Source organism: Sulfurisphaera javensis, assembly GCF_041154675.1.
GTDB classification, from domain to species: Archaea; Thermoproteota; Thermoprotei_A; order Sulfolobales; family Sulfolobaceae; genus Sulfurisphaera; species Sulfurisphaera javensis.
Genome location: NZ_AP031322.1, coordinates 1,436,228 through 1,451,513, shown reverse-complemented (window position 1 = coordinate 1,451,513; position 15,286 = coordinate 1,436,228). Strand labels below are relative to the sequence as shown.

The following is a 15,286-nucleotide window of genomic DNA, read 5'->3' as shown; positions in this document are numbered from 1 at the left end:
AATTTAAATTATGCTAATAGCTGCTACCTCTGATATCCACTCACCTAAGTACCTCACACAGTTCTTTATGGCATTTAATAGTATTAGAAACGTAAAAATAGATCTATTTCTTTTAGCTGGTGATCTAGTAAATGAAGGAGAATATAACCACTTCTATCCCATATATGAAGTATTAAAAAAGTATACTACTGTTGCTGTCTTTGGAAATGAAGACTTTTATGAAAAGAGAGAATATTACAAAAAGTACTTTGATAAGATAATTTGGGTAGAAGATAATTCAATAAAGTTAAATATAGATAATAAAACAGTAACTATAATAGGAAGTGAAGGAGTATTAGAAGAACCTACAAAATGGCAAAGACTTAATGGTATGGATGAAACTTTCTATAGAGAGAGAAAAGAAAAAATAATGAAAATGTTATGTGAAGATGGGGATATAAAGATCTTACTAACACATTATGCTTCAAGCTTTGCCACAGTTGTTGGAGAAAGAAAGTCAGCTTATCCTCAACTAGGAGATAGAATAATTGAAGAAGCCGAATGCTTACCACATATTGCAATTCATGGTCATGCTCATTATGCAAAAATAACTTTCAGTATAGTAAGAAATGTAAGAGTGTATAATGTAGCTTTACCAGCAAATAAAAAAATAGTATTGATTCAGACTCTTTGATCTTGTGGTAATTCTTCGTATTTCTTAAATAGTAAGTACCAAGCTTTTGCATTTGGTAATTTTATCCTCATTTCTGCCTCATCAAATATTGCTGGTGGCGGAACTATAACATCTTGTCCAGGTTGCCAGTTTGCCGGTAATACTACTTTTGCTTTATAATTAACTATTGCTGCCTTGGTTATTCTGAGTAGTTCATCAATGTTTCTACCAAATTCTAATGGATATTGAGCAACAAATCTGATTATTCCATCAGGTGAGGCTAACACAACAATTCTAATTGTTTGCCCTGATGCTTCATCTAAGGCATCTAGCATTCTAGCCAACTTCTTGTCTGGGTCTGCAATTACTGGGAATGGTACCTTAATACCATACCTTTGCTCTATATCCATTAACCATTGAATATGAGAATAAACACTATCAACACTCATTCCCACTAATTCAACACCGAGTTTTTTGAACTCTTCATATTTTTGAGAAAAGGCAACAAATTCCGTAGTGCATACTGGAGTAAAGTCTGCTGGATGAGCAAATAGGAATAGCCACTTCCCTTTTCCGAATATATCTTTGTAAAAGTCTATTGGACCTTTAGTTGTTAATACTTGAGTATCTGGAAACTTGGAGTATAGCTTTACCATTTAGAATCACTATAAGTTAGTATCTTTTCAAGTTTTTAAATTATTTTTAAATGAAAGTTAATAGATGAGCTTATAAATCATTCTTTCAAGATAGTATTTTTACATTGGTACATCTTTTTTCTGGTAGGGGACAAAACCTATATCATTTATTACATTCTTAACTATATTACTTACCCAATCAAGCATCGGTTTTCTATAACCTAATCTATGAAGGAAAAATCTCCAAAATGGTGCTTTTAAACCTGCACCTGCCGCTAATGGATGCCCACCTCCTCCTAATTTTTCAGCATATTTTCTAACTTCTATAATATTGCTTCTAAACGAAATTGCTTTACCATTAACCGATGCAAAAACAATTGCATTATATCTATTCATTAAAAACTGTGAAGCATAGCTTATATCTGGGGGACCTTTCCATCTTACAGCAACTACTACTTTTTTTCCATCTATTTCTAATAATCTAACGTATTTCTGAAGTTTTTCATAACCCTTTAACTCCTTGTCTACTTGATCTATAAGTATCTTCTCGAATTCCTCATCCCATAATATGCCTTGATAGAATTTTTTTATTAGATATTCTTTCCAACTATAATCTCTATTAGATTCAACTACTCTTCTAAGTTTTTCACCCATCGGATCATCATGAAGCCATATATCAACTGAACAATCAGCACTAGCTAGCTTTTTCGAAAACTCGTCATTAGGGATTAGATATTTTACAATTACACCAGCTCCACAAGTTGATGTATCATGATAGACTTCAACTCCAATTTCATTTAGTTTCTTTTTCCAATCTTCTTTCCATACATGATGATCAAACCATTGGACTTTTGCTCCCTCAGAAATTAATCTTTTTAGATTCTTAAGGGTCGTCTCAAGAGTCGATGCATTAATCCCTATATCAGCTATCATTATGTTATTTACTCCTCTTAACTCAAGTTTTCCTAATAGGTCATGAATCTTTGTAGGTTCAGTAAAGAAGGTTTTCTTAGGTAAACTGTTTACTGCTCTAGCATAAACTGCTGCTGAGGCTGTGCCGTCAAAATCATTGTGTACTATGGCGTAATAATCCATAGGATAAAAACCTTATATTCTAGTAATAAATTTTACTCCAGAGGAATCTGTAATTTTGCCTTTATATAGAAAGTCCACTTGTCTTAATGTAGCGTAATAGTCAAAATCTGTAACCGCTGATATTCCATCTTTTATCATTATTACGTTATACCACCTTAATGCAGCACTTCCTGCTGTATGCAAAACACAAATGTTAGCTACTGTTCCAGTAACTACGACATTCTTTATTCCTTTAACCCTTAAAATGTAATCTAGGGGGGTTTCAAAAAATGCATCATAACGGTATTTTTTGACTATAAAATCATCTTTTTCTGGTTTTAATTCGTCTACTATTTCGGCTCCCCAAGTTCCAGCTAATGCATGTTCCCCCCATATTTTAAACTCTGGATCATCTTTCATATGCCAGTCTTGTGTGTAAATTATTAAAGCATTAGCACTCCTAGCTTTATCAATCAATTTTTTAATTGAAGGTATTGTTGCTTCAGCAGTTGGAACATATAACTTTCCTTCTTTTCTAACAAAATCATTTTGCATGTCTACAATAAGTAAAGCTGTGTCTGATGGAGAGAGCAAAACTTCTTTCTCTTCTGGAATTTGTGGAACTTCAACCTTCATAATTTATAATACGAACACAAGTTTATTATTCTTTTTTCTTCAACTCTTTTGAGAGTTTATCTGCCATCTTTAGAACTGTAGGATAACCTAGTCTTGATAGTGAGATAATGTCATCCAAGTCAGTTTTATTACCTATACTATAGAAATATTTTCCTACTTTCACCCCTAACTTTTCCCCGTTAACGATGACGTACGTTATTCCATTTTCCATTAGATATTCCCCAGTTAACCTTGATTTCGCTACTCCTATAGTTGGTTTATCAAGAAGTACGCCTATAACAGTTGCTATCCCGCTCTTCCTAGGGTGAGTTAAACCATGACCATCAACTAAGATTAAGTCACACTCATATTTTTCTACTGCTTTTATCATTAACGGAGCTTCCCTCATAAAGAGAAAAGTAGGTATATAAGGGAAAAATACGTCACCTTTAACTAAATTATATTCATAATTTCCGTTTTCTTCCTTTACTGCAACTGCGTATCCTATATTTCCTTTATATGCAATATCTACGCCACAAATACTTTTTGCTTTTTCTAAGCCAAAATGCTCAATTTTAACATTTTTTGCTATTAATTGCTGAAATTTAATTAAAAAATCTAAAATATATTTCTCCATTTTTCTTTCATCTTCTCTAACTGTAATAAAAACAACTGTTGCTCATACGTCTGAACAGCTCCAGGCCTATGATTTCTAACCTCTTCAATGGCTTCACCACTATCTAAATCTTCCTCAAGTATTAAATAGGCAGCAATTACAGTGCCAGTTCTACCTATTCCACCTACACAATGAACCAAATTTCCATTATCTTTCTTTAACCATTTGAAAATCTCTAGCATCTGATCAAATGTTGGTGGGTAACCATCGGGTATAGGTATATGAAGAAATTCAAATCCTTTTTCTTTTAATAAAGTGAAGTAATACACAGATGAGCCCCAAGCCTCTTCTATTTCCCATTCTTCTGGTAAAACTAATACACGTTTTACCCCATTCTTTTTCCATTCATCTATTTCATCTTCAGTGTATGGAATAGGTGATCCGCCTATAATTCCTCTTCTTACCCAGTACATCATTCATCACTCAGCAGATCCGCTGTTCTTCATCATATTTTATTAGGTTATACTCAAATTTTAAAATTATGATAAGGCTTTCAACTGGTATACCAGATTTTGATAAGCTGATAGAAGGGGGAATTCCGCAAGGCTTCTTTGTTGCGCTTACTGGTGAACCTGGAACCGGAAAAACTATATTTTCTTTGCATTTTATTGCTCAAGGACTAAAAGAAGGAGACAATTGCATTTATGTAACTACTGAGGAAAGTAGGGATTCAATAATTAGACAAGCAAAACAGTTTAATTGGGATTTTGAGGAATATATGGAGAAAAAATTAATAATTATAGATGCTTTAATGAAGGAAAAAGAAGATGAATGGAGCTTAACTGAACTTACACCCGAAGAATTAGTAAATAAGGTAATTGAAGCTAAACAAAGATTAGGACAAGGAAGAGCAAGATTAGTAATCGATTCTGTTAGTGCCTTATTTTTAGATAAACCAGCAATGGCAAGAAAAATTAGTTATTACTTGAAAAGAGTGTTAAATAAATGGAAGTTCACAATTTATGCAACTTCGCAATATGCAATAACTACATCACAAGCCTTTGGTTTTGGTGTGGAACACGTAGCTGATGGAATAATAAGATTTAGAAGAGCTATAAAAGATGGAATGTTACACAGATATGTTTTGATAGAAAAAATGAGGCAAACTAATCATGATAAGTACGTTTGGGAGATTGATATTAAACCCGGCAAAGGAATTGTGCTTTTAGGAAAACTAAACGAAAGAAGAGAAGATTATGCTTTACCCCAAAAAGTTATGCAAAAAATTAAAGAAACAAATGAAAACAACAAAATTGAGTAAGTCTATTTTTTACAAGCTTCTATAAAGTTCTTAAATACTTCAATTCCTTTTTCAGTGTGTTTTACTTCTGGGTGAAATTGAACTCCAAATATTGTATTATCTTTATTTACCATAGCTTGAACTTTAGCGTTTTCACTCTCTGCTAATACCCTAAATCCAGCTGGAGGATTTACAACCTCATCAGAATGACTTTCCCATGCATTAATAGTTGGAGATAAACCCCTTAATATTGTGTCCTCATCATGTATATTGACTTTTACAAGTCCATATTCTGGAGAAGAGGCCTTAGTAACTTCTCCGCCGAGGACTTTAGCTATTAGTTGATGACCAAGACATATACCTAATTTTGGTTGTGTCGTTTTTAATACATAATCAACAGCATTTCCCATTTTATCTAACTCAGTAACTACAGAATATGGACCTCCACCATAAATAATACAGTCAAAGTCTTTTAAAATCTCTACTGGTTTATCTGGAGTAATAGGAATAGCGTTTATTCCTAGATATTTTAAGTCTTTTACTATCAAATGATTATATTGACCTCCAAAGTAAATTACGGCAATTTTCACATAAAGTTTTATGCTTTTAAAAATAAAAGCTTTGAGTAGATTACATTATTATGATTGAGTGCAAGGCTGCAGTTGTTGCTTTGATTTCGAAATCTGGGAAAATTCTTCTAATAAAGAGAAAGGAAAATAAGAATGATCCTTGGAGTGGTCATATTGCACTACCCGGTGGAAGAAGAGAAGGAGATGAAGAATGTAGTTATACAGCAATAAGAGAATGTTTAGAAGAGGTTGGAATAAAGCCTTGCAATCTAATAGAAATAGGTATTTATTCCCCTCATAACATGCCATCAATGACAGTGAAAGCATTTTTAAGTTGTATTGAGAGTGAAATAACTCCAAAAATACAAAAGGAAGAAGTTGAGAAGGCTTTCTGGGCTGAAATTAGTAAACTTCAAAAAGGTAACGATGAGGCTTTTTACTATGATGGTTATAGGATATGGGGTATGACATATAGAATTATTAGAGATATAATTGATAAAAAACTGTATGAAAAATGTGTTCAGTCAGGCAACAATACATCATAGCTCAGTGCCGTTGCCTTTCATCACTTTAACAATAGTTTCTCATATTCCTTTACATATTCTACACTTCTTCTGAAATCTGTGAATAATTTTGATGCCTCTATTACATCTTCTTCCTTAATTATATTTCTTCCGTTCCTTTGTGCTATGATGAATGATGGCTCAAGCAATTGTACTGCATATCTTAAACTAAACTCAACACCTAATTTTGTAAGCGTTTCTAACGCCTTATCCTCTAAATGGACATCTATTTCATCAGCTCTAATTTTTAGAATTTCTCTTATCTCGTCAGCATTATAAGGCCTTGTTGGGATTATTAATAATCTGTCTAACAAATCTAATGGCATTCCGTGAGGAGATTCTACGTCCGTTCCTCTAATTTTAGTTATCCCTCTATTAGTAGCTAAAATTAATATAGGGGCTAAATCAGCTTCTAAAGCTTTAGTTAAGAAGGAAAAAGCTTCAATATCTAACATATGAGCATCGTCTATAAATAAAACGCCAGGTACTAACTCTCCTTCACCTTTGCTTATAATATCTTTAACCCATTTATCTACGCTTTCCCTTATTTCACTATTTATTTCTCTCTCACTAAAGAAGCTAAATAATGCAGTTATTGAAATATTCCTAGCGGCTACATTTAAATCTAAATCATGTAAAGTGACTGTTATTGTTGTTTCCTTATCTTTCTTTATTGGTCCTGATGGTATTTCTACTTGTCTAACCGTTTCAATGTCATAGCTTTTTGCTCCCTCAAAGCTTTTCGCTTTGCCAATTTTACTTACTTCACCAGTTTGTGCATCAATCCAAATTACATCTCCTTTTCTTACGTTTAATTGAACAAGTTGCTCTGCAATGCTATCTCCAACAGTAAAAGTTTTTTCCTCATCTTTAGTAGCTAAAACTATTTGTGCTTCTCTAGGCATAACAGAATAAGGATTTAATCTACTCCTTGCCACTTTTAATTTAATGTCTTTAACAACTCCTTCATAAACTGTCCTTCTTTGCTTAATTCTAACGCCTATTGATTTTCTTATAGCTTGAGTTAATATTTCAGTTTTCTTAAGCTCTGTTGAATATATTTCTGATGCGTTCATTGTAGTAAATGGTGTATCTTCTCCAAGTTCTTTGGCTATTGCAACAGCTAATGCTGTTTTACCAGTACCAGGAGGACCAACAAAGAGCACTCCTTTACCTGCCATTTTACCTTGTTTAATTAACTGAACTACGATTCCAGCAGCTTCTCTCGCTTCGACTTGGCCCACAAGCCCATCAGCCTTAAACTTGGCTTTTCCTTTCTCATCTAATCCTAATCCAGTTATATGACTGTGAATGCTCGCCTTTTCTCTCTCTATTTTTCTTATCTCTCTGATCTCTGCCATAGTCATTAATAATATATATAAGTGAATTTTTGAGATTATCCTTTTAAATGACTATCAAAGAATATTTAATAGTGATGAAGACCTTTGGAACTGAGTAGTGCTGAAGTGGCGGCTGTCTGAGGTTTTAAGTATGAAACCTATTCACCTTTCAGTAGGTAGATTCAACATAGATATAATAGCTAATATAGAAAGATTGCCAGATGTTGATGAATTTATGACTACTGATTTACTTGAAATTTTACCAGGAGGAGCTGCAGTAAATTACGCTGTGACTATTGTTAAACTTGGCCATAGTAGTAAGCTTTTAGCAAAAGTTGGTAAAAGCCCCTTAACTCAAAGCTTAATGGAAAGCATAGCAGAAATTGGTGTTGGACTTGATTATGTTGAAGAAGTTAATGGACCACAGAGTATGGCCTTAATATTTTTAAGAAAGAATGGTAAAATTTCGATGGTAAGAAAGTTAGGGGCTTCAACCTTAATAACTGCTGAAGATGTAAAGAAATATTTTGGTCTATTTGATGTAATTCACTTTGCTTCAATTCCCTCAAATGTAGTCATCAGAGATCCTATGGCTAGGTTAATTTCCTATGATCCTGGTCCTTTTAGTAAAGATGTAAATGAGGTCGATGTGGATGTTCTTTACTTAAATGAGAAGGAAAGTAATCTAATAGACCTAAGCAAAGTAAGGGCTAAGATTATAGTTATAAAAATGGGAGAAAAGGGGGCTAAAGTTATTACTGAAAGCCAAGAATGTTATGCTGAGGCTTATAAAATTAACAACGTACTGGATACCACTGGAGCTGGAGACGTATTTGATGCTACTTTCAATTATTCTATAGCAGAAGGTTTAAGTATAGAAGAAAGCTTAAAATTGGCTGTTACATCCTCAGCGTTAAAAGTACAAAGATTAGGAGGTATTAATTCCCCTACATTAAACGAAATAAAAGAAGCGTTAAAAACTTACACACCAAAAGTAGAATGTAAATGATAGTACTTTTCATAGATTTTGATTATTTCTTTGCTCAAGTAGAAGAGGTTCTTAATCCTCAATATAAGGGAAAACCTTTAGTTGTATGTGTTTACTCTGGAAGAAGTGAAAGAAGTGGTGCAGTAGCTACAGCAAATTATGAGGCAAGAAAGTTAGGAGTAAAGGCAGGAATCCCTATTTCTAAGGCGATGGAATTGGCACCTAACGCTATATTTTTGCCAATGAGAAAAGAAGTTTATAGTAAAGTTTCTAAGAGGATTATGGAAATAATAAGAAAATACTCAGATAAAATGGAGATAGCTAGCATTGATGAAGCTTACATTGACATAACAGATAAAGTTAAAGATTTTGACGAGGCTTTGAAGTTAGGAAAAAGATTAAAGGAAGAAATTTATCAGAAAGAAAAGATAACTGTAAGTATTGGAATAGCACCTAACAAGGTATTTGCTAAGATTATTGCCGACAAAGTTAAACCAAACGGTTTAGGTATTTTAAAACCAGAGGAAGTATCAGATTTCATAAGAAACTTGGATATTGATGAAATACCCGGCGTAGGAAAAGTGATATCTGAAAAACTTCATAAGATAGGAATAAACAAATTAATTGACATACTACATGTACCTTTTGATACTCTGAAGAAAGAAATTGGTGAAGCAAAAGCTCATTATCTTTATAAATTAGCGACAAACACTTACTTTGAACCTGTTGTTAATAAAGAAAGAGTACCTCACGGAAGATATTTAACACTGCCTAAAAATACTAGAGATCTAAAAATTATTGAACCTTATTTGATCAAGGCTATAGACGAAGCTTACAAAAAAATTGATGGAATACCCAGAAGAATAACTGTTGTTACAATTATGCAAGATTTAGATATTATAAGTAAGAGTAAAACTTTTAAAGGGGGAATAAGTAAAGACAAAGCATATAAAGAATCTTTAGAATTACTTAAGGCTATATTAGAAAAAGACAAAAGACTAGTTAGGAGAGTAGGAGTAAAGTTTGATAATATCTTTAAATCTAAGGGTCTCGAGGATTTTATTCAATAATAAGTTCTATTTTGTCCTTAATTCTCTCTATGTCTATTTTACCGTATTTTGAAATATAATTAATAAATCCTCTCACACCTCTTTCATTTACATCTGCGTCCTTCAAAATTTCTATGTTTATAAAGAGTGGTAATCTATTGCTTCTCAAATATTTCTCAATTTTTATTAAGTTACTAAGTTTTTTGAAATCCTCTTCTACACCTTCAGCCTCAACCACTCCCTTATCGCCTTTAATTATCGTCTCTTCATAGTTAATTTCTCTATACTTGTCTAAAACTAAGATAAATCTCGCTAATCTTCCACCTAAAGTATCTTCATAGAAGTTTAAAGCTAATAAAAAATCTTCTTTTCTTGTTATAGGTAAAATAATAAGTTCTTCTGTTCCTATTATATTAATAAGAGGATTTATTTTTACACGCATTTTATAATCACCAGAAATGATTGAAATAGATGGTTCTTTTGGAGAAGGAGGAGGACAGATCTTAAGAACCTCATTAACACTTTCAGCATTAACAAAAAAACCTTTCAAAATTTATAAAATTAGAGCAAATAGACCTAATCCAGGGTTACAGAGACAACATCTAACTGCACTCGAGGCTGTTAAAATTCTTACTAATGCAAAAGTTAAGGGGGATAAATTAGGTTCTACAGAAGTTATTTTTGAACCTCAAAATATAATTGAAGAAGGAGAATTTATGTTCGATGTAGGAACAGCTGGAAGTGTTACATTAATTTTACAAACAATTTTACCTCTTTTATTAAATAGAAAGGTAAAAGTGACTATTAGGGGAGGTACAGATGTACCGAAATCCCCGTCTATAGATTATATTAGATTAACTTTTCTCCCCTTGCTAGAGAAAATAGGTATTAAAGTTTCTTTAGATCTGATTAAAAGGGGACATTACCCAGAAGGAGGAGGTGAAATAAGAGTTTCACAAGTTGTCGGAAATCCTTCTCGGTTTTCTTTACTACAAACTGGCAAACTAATTAAAATAAAAGGAATATCTCACGTTTCATCATTACCATCTCATATTGCTGAAAGACAAGCCAAATCAGCTAAAGAATACCTTCAATCAAAATTAAATGTACCAATAGATATCGATCTTGATATAAGAGAAAAAGAAATAAGTAAAGGATCTGGTATTACATTAACTGCAATATATGAAAATACTTATTTAGGATCGGATTCTTTAGGTGAAAAAGGGAAAAGAGCTGAAACTGTAGGCGAAGAAGCAGCAAAGCTACTTTTTGAAGAAATAAAAAGTAATGCAACTGTTGATAAGCACATGGGAGATATGTTAATGTTGTATGCTTCATTATTTTCTGGCGAATACATAGGTTCTATCTTAACAATGCATGCAAAGACTAATGCTGAGATTATTAAAAAGTTCTTAAACGTTGAAATTGAAATAAAAGGTGAGAAACCCTTCTTCTTTAAGGCTAGGAAGGAATTATGACAGCCCTACCAAGAATTCTCTCTTGCATTAAATCGTTTAATGCATCATTTATTTCGTCTAAGTAATAAGGAACTGGTAAGGTTTTAAGCTTTCCATCTTTAAAGAGCTTAATAACGTTTATCATATCTTCCATAGTTCCATACAAAATTCCTTTAATCCTAAGCCCTCTAAGTACAAGTAATTGTTCTGGCACATTAAGTTGACCACCAAATTCACCAATAATTCTCAATTCTCCTCTTCTATCTAAAAGCCAAGTAACATCATCTAAAGTTTCATCTGATCCAACAAAATCCAAAATATAATCAAACTTCTTTCCTACAATTGAAGTATAAAGTGATGGATAAGTTTTCTTTCTATAATAAACGTGATCGGCCCCTAATTCCTCAGCTTTTGATAATCTTGCTGGACTTCTACTAACTACACTCACTTCAGCCCCTAAACTCTTAAGTATTTGTATAGCAAGCAAAGCTACAGACCCTGTGCCTACAACTAAAACCTTATCACCAGCCTGAATACCCTTAGTTGCACTATAAGCTGTTACTCCAGCATCAGCCAAAGGAGCTAACTGGATAGGATTACCATCAACCTTTATCAGAAAATCCTCATCTGGAACTTTAACGTACTCAGCATAACCACCATTTAAATGAACTCCTAATACTTTAACCCTTTCACAGAATTGATAGTAACCAGCTTTGCAATGTTTGCATTCTTTGCATCCAAAAGCATTGTAAACCATTACTAAATCTCCCTTCTTAAATCTAGTACCACCTTCTACTACCTCTCCAACTATCTCATGCCCTAAGATAATTGGAGTAGTTACTGGTACTTCATACTTCCAATCGCCCATGATAACGTGTAAGTCGCCATGGCATACTCCAGTAGCTTTAACTTTTAGTAAAACTTCTTTTTCATTTTCTAATTTAGGTATCGGAACATCTTCTATGCTAAGCGGTTTGCCAATCTCCTTAAATACGGCTGCTTTCATTATTACCAGCCGGATTTTAAATAAGAGTTTATTTCCCACTCAGTAATCTCTTTTTCATATTCATCTATTTCTTTTTTCTTCAAGTCAATGAATGTATCAATTAGCTCTTTCCCCATATAATACTTAAGTTTAGTATCATTGTCAAGTTTGTGTATTGCATCTTTAAGGTTTTTAGGTAAAATAGTTACCTCATAGTTAACATCAACGTCAAGTCCTCTTTCAATACCATCAATACCAGCAAATATCATTGAAGATAATAATAAGTAAGGATTAGCTAATGGGTCAGCTAATCTGAACTCAAATACACCAACATCTCTGTAAGTCGATGGTATTCTAATTACATAGTGTCTTTCATTCCCTATTCCAGCAATATTAGGTGTCACAATCTCAGTATATCTTTTGTAAGAGTTTATTGTGGGAGAAGCAATAGCTAAAATTGATGAAATATGTTCTAATATTCCAGCTAAAAAGGAATACAAAACTTTACTTAAACCTAAGCCTTTTGGATCTGATGTATCAACACCAACAGATTTATTTGAAAGGTCTACAAGCTTAATGTAAATATCCATACTACTGCTTGGATATTCTTTAAAAGGCTTCGGCATAAAAGTAGAATACATGCGATATATTCTTGCCGTATCTCTAATAATTTCTCTTGATGTTATTAACGAATCAGCACCCTCTATTGCATCTCCCATACTAAATGTAATTTCATATTGACCAGGACCATAATGCTTATTTATATATTGAACTTGTATATTAACGCTTTCTAAGTACTTTATCAAATCTCTAAGAAAATTCTGTTGTTCCATTAAGCCTTCAGATGAAAAAGCTCTAGCTTCGTCAGCTGGTACAGGCTTTCCGTCTTTAAAGTTAATCAAATAGAAAGTAGGCTCGAAAGCAACTTTCAAATTGTAACCTAATTCGCTTAATTTATCTATAGCTCTAGCTAATAAAGATCTAGTACACAATGGATGAGGAGAATTATCTTGGGTAGTAACGTAAGATAGCACTCTAGCTGTTCTCTCTAAATAGGGTATTATAACGAAGGTGCTAATATCTGGAACAGCAAATACATCTCCATACCTCGGTTTTATTGGTATATCCTTATAATCTAAATAAAGAAGCGATTCAGAGTATTCTACACCTTTGTCTAATGCTTTTTCAAATTCTATTCTTCTCAGTGATCTGCCTCTTGAGTTCCCTAGGATATCCGTGAAAACTACTCTTACGTAGTCTACTCTTCCACTTTTAAGAATTTCAAGCACTTCGTCTCTAAGCAATTTTCTCACCACTAATTAAACCACTCAATTTATAAGCATTAGCGAAAACGACTAAATATTTGTCCAGCATATAATACGGCATTCGAATATTCACTAAAGATTCCTCTTTCGATTACTTTTCCGCCTGATTGAAGCTCAACAATATAAATATATTCATTTTTTCTCTTTCTTCTGTGAAATTTAATTGTGTAAATTCCAGCGTTTATTACTTTCTTCTGTGAAACTTCATAGCCTAAAATCATAATTGTGTAAATATCCATTATTTCTTTATATCTACAACAACATGATAAACTTTTGGTTTTACACTTCTAACTATTCTGGCAAAAATAACATTTGGATATTTATTTTTTGAAATGTTAATAGGATCTTCTCCTTCAATTTCAGTAAATAAATGGATTATTCCGCCTTCTTTTACGTGGTCCCAAGCAACATTAAACGCTTCATTAGCCTTTTCTGGTAAAGGAGAAATGATCCTATCAGCTAAGGGTAAATACTTTATTTTTTCAAAAGCGTCCCCATATATAGGAATAACCCCATACGCCTTGTTTAGATCCACATTAGCCATCATATAATAGTATGCATAAGGGTTTATGTCAATTGAATAAACTACTTTCGGTTTTCCTAAAACATAGGAAAGAACTGAAAAAGGACCAAATCCGGCAAACATATTAATTATTATTTCTCCTTGTCTAACTTGTTTAGCGACTCTTAAATGTTCATAAGATAGTTTTGAAGAGAAAAACACTTTTGTTATATCAAGAAAATATTTGCATCCATGCTCTTTATATATTGTTTCACTTCTTTTTTCACCTGCTAGGTGAACAAAAGTTGATAATCTGTAATCTCCTTTTGTATCTCTATATCTTCCCCATACTGCTTTTATATAAGGAATCTTTTGAAGTATCTCATACGCGAATTTTCTTACTTCTTCAATATCTTTTTCAAATGGTATTCCTACTACTGCAATATCACCCACTATTTCTACTCTTTTCCATAGTCCTAATTCTTTCGCTAGCTCTTTTATCAATTTCCTCCACCCTTTTTAACCCTTCCTCGACATCTTTTAATCCTACATTTAATGGGACTCCTCCATCTAATACGCTTTCTCCATTTACAAAAACTGTTTCAACAGAATAACCAGAGTAAATCAGACTTTCATAAGGAGAGAAAGCATCCAAAGGAAAGGCTGGTGGTTCACGATATTCATATAGCACTAAATCAGCAATACCTTCAACTCCTAAATAACCAGAATTTAATCCTAATTGTTGATGACCCCATAATGTCACTGATCTAAAAGCTTCTTCTGGAGATAGCATTAATCTTGTACTTGCAAAAGCCATTTCTTGTCTAATGTCAAATGAAGGAACTAAATCTAAAGCTAATGAAGGCTTATATTCACTGAGTGGAAATCTAGATACCTCAAAGGAAGGAGTGAAAGCAAGATATAGTCCATATTTCTTTATATAATTCAAATCTAACCTTGATCCTCCTCCTAATCCAATTACAGTTTTAGGCAAATCTTCTTTTCTAAACTGAGAAAAGTTTACTGTCCTTTCAACCAGAACAGCAACATTATATTCCTTAGCTAGGTCAAAGACTTCCCTAGCTAAATCGTGTTCACAAACCTTTAGTATTACGTTGTTTCCACCTGAATAAGACCATCTATTGTACATGGCCTTAAACTCCTTTTCCCAATCATCTGGGGAATTGTTACAACCAACTGGAATAGCTATTATTGGTTTTAACCCTACATTGGCTATAGCTCTTGCTACGATATCTGAATACTTATCACTAAAAACAGTTGTAGTAACACCAAATCTTAATAAATGATAAGCTCCTAAGGTAGCCAAATGATAGACATCATTATTGCTGATAACTGAAAGAAGGTCATTTGCGTTAGTTTTCCCATAAAATATTCTATATCTAAATGGATAAAGTGTAATGAACGTATGAATTGAAATAAAACCAGGTGAAAGTAACCTGTCCCATCCTCCAATATCTAACTCAGCATCTTCATATCCAGCTGGCTCTTCATTGCTAATTACTTCTATTTTACCTTCATTTATTCCTACATATACTTTCTTTAATGGATTATCAGCACCTAATGCTATCCCAGCTCTAATAATACTTTTCATCCAA

General features: G+C 33.0%; 19 protein-coding genes. 6 read left to right on the top strand and 13 right to left on the bottom strand.

Going from position 1 to position 15,286, the window contains the following annotated elements:
- The first annotated feature begins 10 nt into the window (after nt 1-10).
- Nucleotides 11-673 carry a metallophosphoesterase gene (locus ACAM25_RS08115; protein WP_369609232.1) on the top strand — a complete coding sequence of 221 codons (663 nt, stop codon included), beginning with the start codon at nt 11-13 and terminating at the stop codon, nt 671-673.
- Here the strand turns inward: ACAM25_RS08115 and ACAM25_RS08110 are convergent.
- The 5 genes from ACAM25_RS08110 to ACAM25_RS08090 form a co-directional block, all read right to left on the bottom strand.
- On the bottom strand, nt 661-1,308 hold the full coding sequence (locus ACAM25_RS08110) for a peroxiredoxin (RefSeq protein WP_369609231.1): 648 nt from the start codon (nt 1,306-1,308) through the stop codon (nt 661-663). The genes ACAM25_RS08115 and ACAM25_RS08110 overlap by 13 nt on opposite strands.
- A 99-nt stretch (nt 1,309-1,407) precedes the next feature.
- A complete protein-coding gene (locus ACAM25_RS08105; RefSeq protein ID WP_369609230.1) occupies nt 1,408-2,382 on the bottom strand; it encodes a DHH family phosphoesterase in 975 nt (324 codons plus the stop codon).
- A 12-nt stretch (nt 2,383-2,394) separates the two neighbouring features.
- Nucleotides 2,395-2,997 (bottom strand): cysteine hydrolase family protein, encoded by a 603-nt coding sequence (locus ACAM25_RS08100; RefSeq protein ID WP_369609229.1) that lies wholly within the window; start codon nt 2,995-2,997, stop codon nt 2,395-2,397.
- 25 nt (nt 2,998-3,022) lie between these two features.
- The gene (locus ACAM25_RS08095) at nt 3,023-3,613 is read right to left on the bottom strand and encodes an endonuclease V (RefSeq protein ID WP_369609228.1); all 591 of its coding nucleotides are present in this window, start codon (nt 3,611-3,613) and stop codon (nt 3,023-3,025) included.
- On the bottom strand, nt 3,595-4,065 hold the full coding sequence (locus tag ACAM25_RS08090; RefSeq protein ID WP_369609227.1) for a dual specificity protein phosphatase family protein: 471 nt from the start codon (nt 4,063-4,065) through the stop codon (nt 3,595-3,597). Before ACAM25_RS08090 ends, ACAM25_RS08095 begins: the two co-directional genes overlap by 19 nt.
- A 65-nt stretch (nt 4,066-4,130) precedes the next feature.
- On the opposite strand from ACAM25_RS08090, the gene ACAM25_RS08085 reads away from it, so the two are divergent.
- Nucleotides 4,131-4,913 carry a KaiC domain-containing protein gene (locus ACAM25_RS08085; protein WP_369611641.1) on the top strand — a complete coding sequence of 261 codons (783 nt, stop codon included), beginning with the start codon at nt 4,131-4,133 and terminating at the stop codon, nt 4,911-4,913.
- A 2-nt stretch (nt 4,914-4,915) separates the two neighbouring features.
- Here the strand turns inward: ACAM25_RS08085 and ACAM25_RS08080 are convergent, their stop codons facing one another.
- Nucleotides 4,916-5,482, bottom strand: coding sequence for a GMP synthase subunit A (locus tag ACAM25_RS08080; protein WP_369609226.1), 567 nt, complete (start codon nt 5,480-5,482; stop codon nt 4,916-4,918).
- 50 nt (nt 5,483-5,532) lie between these two features.
- Here ACAM25_RS08080 and ACAM25_RS08075 point away from each other — a divergent pair, with 50 nt between their 5' ends.
- Nucleotides 5,533-6,006 (top strand): CoA pyrophosphatase, encoded by a 474-nt coding sequence (locus ACAM25_RS08075; protein ID WP_369609225.1) that lies wholly within the window; start codon nt 5,533-5,535, stop codon nt 6,004-6,006.
- Nucleotides 6,007-6,026: 20 nt separating this feature from the next.
- Here ACAM25_RS08075 and ACAM25_RS08070 read toward each other — a convergent pair whose 3' ends face one another.
- Nucleotides 6,027-7,385, bottom strand: a complete 1,359-nt coding sequence (locus ACAM25_RS08070) for a RuvB-like helicase (RefSeq protein WP_369609224.1) — start codon at nt 7,383-7,385, stop codon at nt 6,027-6,029.
- Nucleotides 7,386-7,515: 130 nt separating this feature from the next.
- On the opposite strand from ACAM25_RS08070, the gene ACAM25_RS08065 reads away from it, so the two are divergent.
- Both ACAM25_RS08065 and ACAM25_RS08060 read left to right on the top strand, forming a co-directional pair.
- Nucleotides 7,516-8,373, top strand: a complete 858-nt coding sequence (locus ACAM25_RS08065; RefSeq protein ID WP_369609223.1) for a carbohydrate kinase family protein — start codon at nt 7,516-7,518, stop codon at nt 8,371-8,373.
- On the top strand, nt 8,370-9,422 hold the full coding sequence (locus tag ACAM25_RS08060) for a DNA polymerase IV (protein ID WP_369609222.1): 1,053 nt from the start codon (nt 8,370-8,372) through the stop codon (nt 9,420-9,422). The genes ACAM25_RS08065 and ACAM25_RS08060 overlap by 4 nt, the downstream gene beginning before the upstream one ends.
- On the opposite strand, the gene ACAM25_RS08055 is transcribed toward ACAM25_RS08060, so the two are convergent.
- Nucleotides 9,412-9,843 (bottom strand): hypothetical protein, encoded by a 432-nt coding sequence (locus ACAM25_RS08055; RefSeq protein WP_369609221.1) that lies wholly within the window; start codon nt 9,841-9,843, stop codon nt 9,412-9,414. The genes ACAM25_RS08060 and ACAM25_RS08055 overlap by 11 nt on opposite strands.
- Before the next feature lie 16 nt (nt 9,844-9,859).
- Here ACAM25_RS08055 and rtcA point away from each other — a divergent pair, with 16 nt between their 5' ends.
- On the top strand, nt 9,860-10,879 hold the full coding sequence (rtcA, locus tag ACAM25_RS08050) for an RNA 3'-terminal phosphate cyclase (protein WP_369609220.1): 1,020 nt from the start codon (nt 9,860-9,862) through the stop codon (nt 10,877-10,879).
- Here rtcA and ACAM25_RS08045 read toward each other — a convergent pair.
- Genes ACAM25_RS08045 through ACAM25_RS08025 form a run of 5 tightly spaced genes read right to left on the bottom strand, consistent with a single transcriptional unit; the run spans nt 10,863 to nt 15,282 of the window.
- Nucleotides 10,863-11,864: an alcohol dehydrogenase catalytic domain-containing protein gene (locus ACAM25_RS08045; protein ID WP_369609219.1), complete on the bottom strand. Its 1,002-nt coding sequence runs from the start codon at nt 11,862-11,864 to the stop codon at nt 10,863-10,865. The two genes, rtcA and ACAM25_RS08045, sit on opposite strands and share 17 nt — an antisense overlap.
- A gap of 2 nt (nt 11,865-11,866) precedes the next feature.
- Complete coding sequence (locus ACAM25_RS08040) at nt 11,867-13,147, bottom strand: glutamine synthetase family protein (RefSeq protein ID WP_369609218.1); 1,281 nt, start codon at nt 13,145-13,147, stop codon at nt 11,867-11,869.
- 38 nt (nt 13,148-13,185) lie between these two features.
- Nucleotides 13,186-13,407 (bottom strand): hypothetical protein, encoded by a 222-nt coding sequence (locus tag ACAM25_RS08035; protein ID WP_369609217.1) that lies wholly within the window; start codon nt 13,405-13,407, stop codon nt 13,186-13,188.
- Nucleotides 13,407-14,174 carry a class I SAM-dependent methyltransferase family protein gene (locus ACAM25_RS08030; protein WP_369609216.1) on the bottom strand — a complete coding sequence of 256 codons (768 nt, stop codon included), beginning with the start codon at nt 14,172-14,174 and terminating at the stop codon, nt 13,407-13,409. Before ACAM25_RS08030 ends, ACAM25_RS08035 begins: the two co-directional genes overlap by 1 nt.
- Nucleotides 14,116-15,282, bottom strand: a complete 1,167-nt coding sequence (locus ACAM25_RS08025) for an amidohydrolase (protein ID WP_369609215.1) — start codon at nt 15,280-15,282, stop codon at nt 14,116-14,118. The genes ACAM25_RS08030 and ACAM25_RS08025 overlap by 59 nt, the downstream gene beginning before the upstream one ends.
- Nucleotides 15,283-15,286 lie beyond the last annotated feature (4 nt).

What these genes read in the sequence shown, in the direction of transcription:
- ACAM25_RS08115 (WP_369609232.1), top strand. Translation starts at nt 11, where the DNA reads ATGCTAATAGCTGCTACCTCTGATATCCACTCACCTAAGTACCTCACA.
- ACAM25_RS08110 (WP_369609231.1), bottom strand. Translation starts at nt 1,308, where the DNA reads ATGGTAAAGCTATACTCCAAGTTTCCAGATACTCAAGTATTAACAACT.
- ACAM25_RS08105 (WP_369609230.1), bottom strand. Translation starts at nt 2,382, where the DNA reads ATGGATTATTACGCCATAGTACACAATGATTTTGACGGCACAGCCTCA.
- ACAM25_RS08100 (WP_369609229.1), bottom strand. Translation starts at nt 2,997, where the DNA reads ATGAAGGTTGAAGTTCCACAAATTCCAGAAGAGAAAGAAGTTTTGCTC.
- ACAM25_RS08095 (WP_369609228.1), bottom strand. Translation starts at nt 3,613, where the DNA reads ATGGAGAAATATATTTTAGATTTTTTAATTAAATTTCAGCAATTAATA.
- ACAM25_RS08090 (WP_369609227.1), bottom strand. Translation starts at nt 4,065, where the DNA reads ATGTACTGGGTAAGAAGAGGAATTATAGGCGGATCACCTATTCCATAC.
- ACAM25_RS08075 (WP_369609225.1), top strand. Translation starts at nt 5,533, where the DNA reads ATGATTGAGTGCAAGGCTGCAGTTGTTGCTTTGATTTCGAAATCTGGG.
- ACAM25_RS08070 (WP_369609224.1), bottom strand. Translation starts at nt 7,385, where the DNA reads ATGGCAGAGATCAGAGAGATAAGAAAAATAGAGAGAGAAAAGGCGAGC.
- ACAM25_RS08065 (WP_369609223.1), top strand. Translation starts at nt 7,516, where the DNA reads ATGAAACCTATTCACCTTTCAGTAGGTAGATTCAACATAGATATAATA.
- ACAM25_RS08060 (WP_369609222.1), top strand. Translation starts at nt 8,370, where the DNA reads ATGATAGTACTTTTCATAGATTTTGATTATTTCTTTGCTCAAGTAGAA.
- ACAM25_RS08055 (WP_369609221.1), bottom strand. Translation starts at nt 9,843, where the DNA reads ATGCGTGTAAAAATAAATCCTCTTATTAATATAATAGGAACAGAAGAA.
- rtcA (WP_369609220.1), top strand. Translation starts at nt 9,860, where the DNA reads ATGATTGAAATAGATGGTTCTTTTGGAGAAGGAGGAGGACAGATCTTA.
- ACAM25_RS08045 (WP_369609219.1), bottom strand. Translation starts at nt 11,864, where the DNA reads ATGAAAGCAGCCGTATTTAAGGAGATTGGCAAACCGCTTAGCATAGAA.
- ACAM25_RS08035 (WP_369609217.1), bottom strand. Translation starts at nt 13,407, where the DNA reads ATGGATATTTACACAATTATGATTTTAGGCTATGAAGTTTCACAGAAG.
- ACAM25_RS08025 (WP_369609215.1), bottom strand. Translation starts at nt 15,282, where the DNA reads ATGAAAAGTATTATTAGAGCTGGGATAGCATTAGGTGCTGATAATCCA.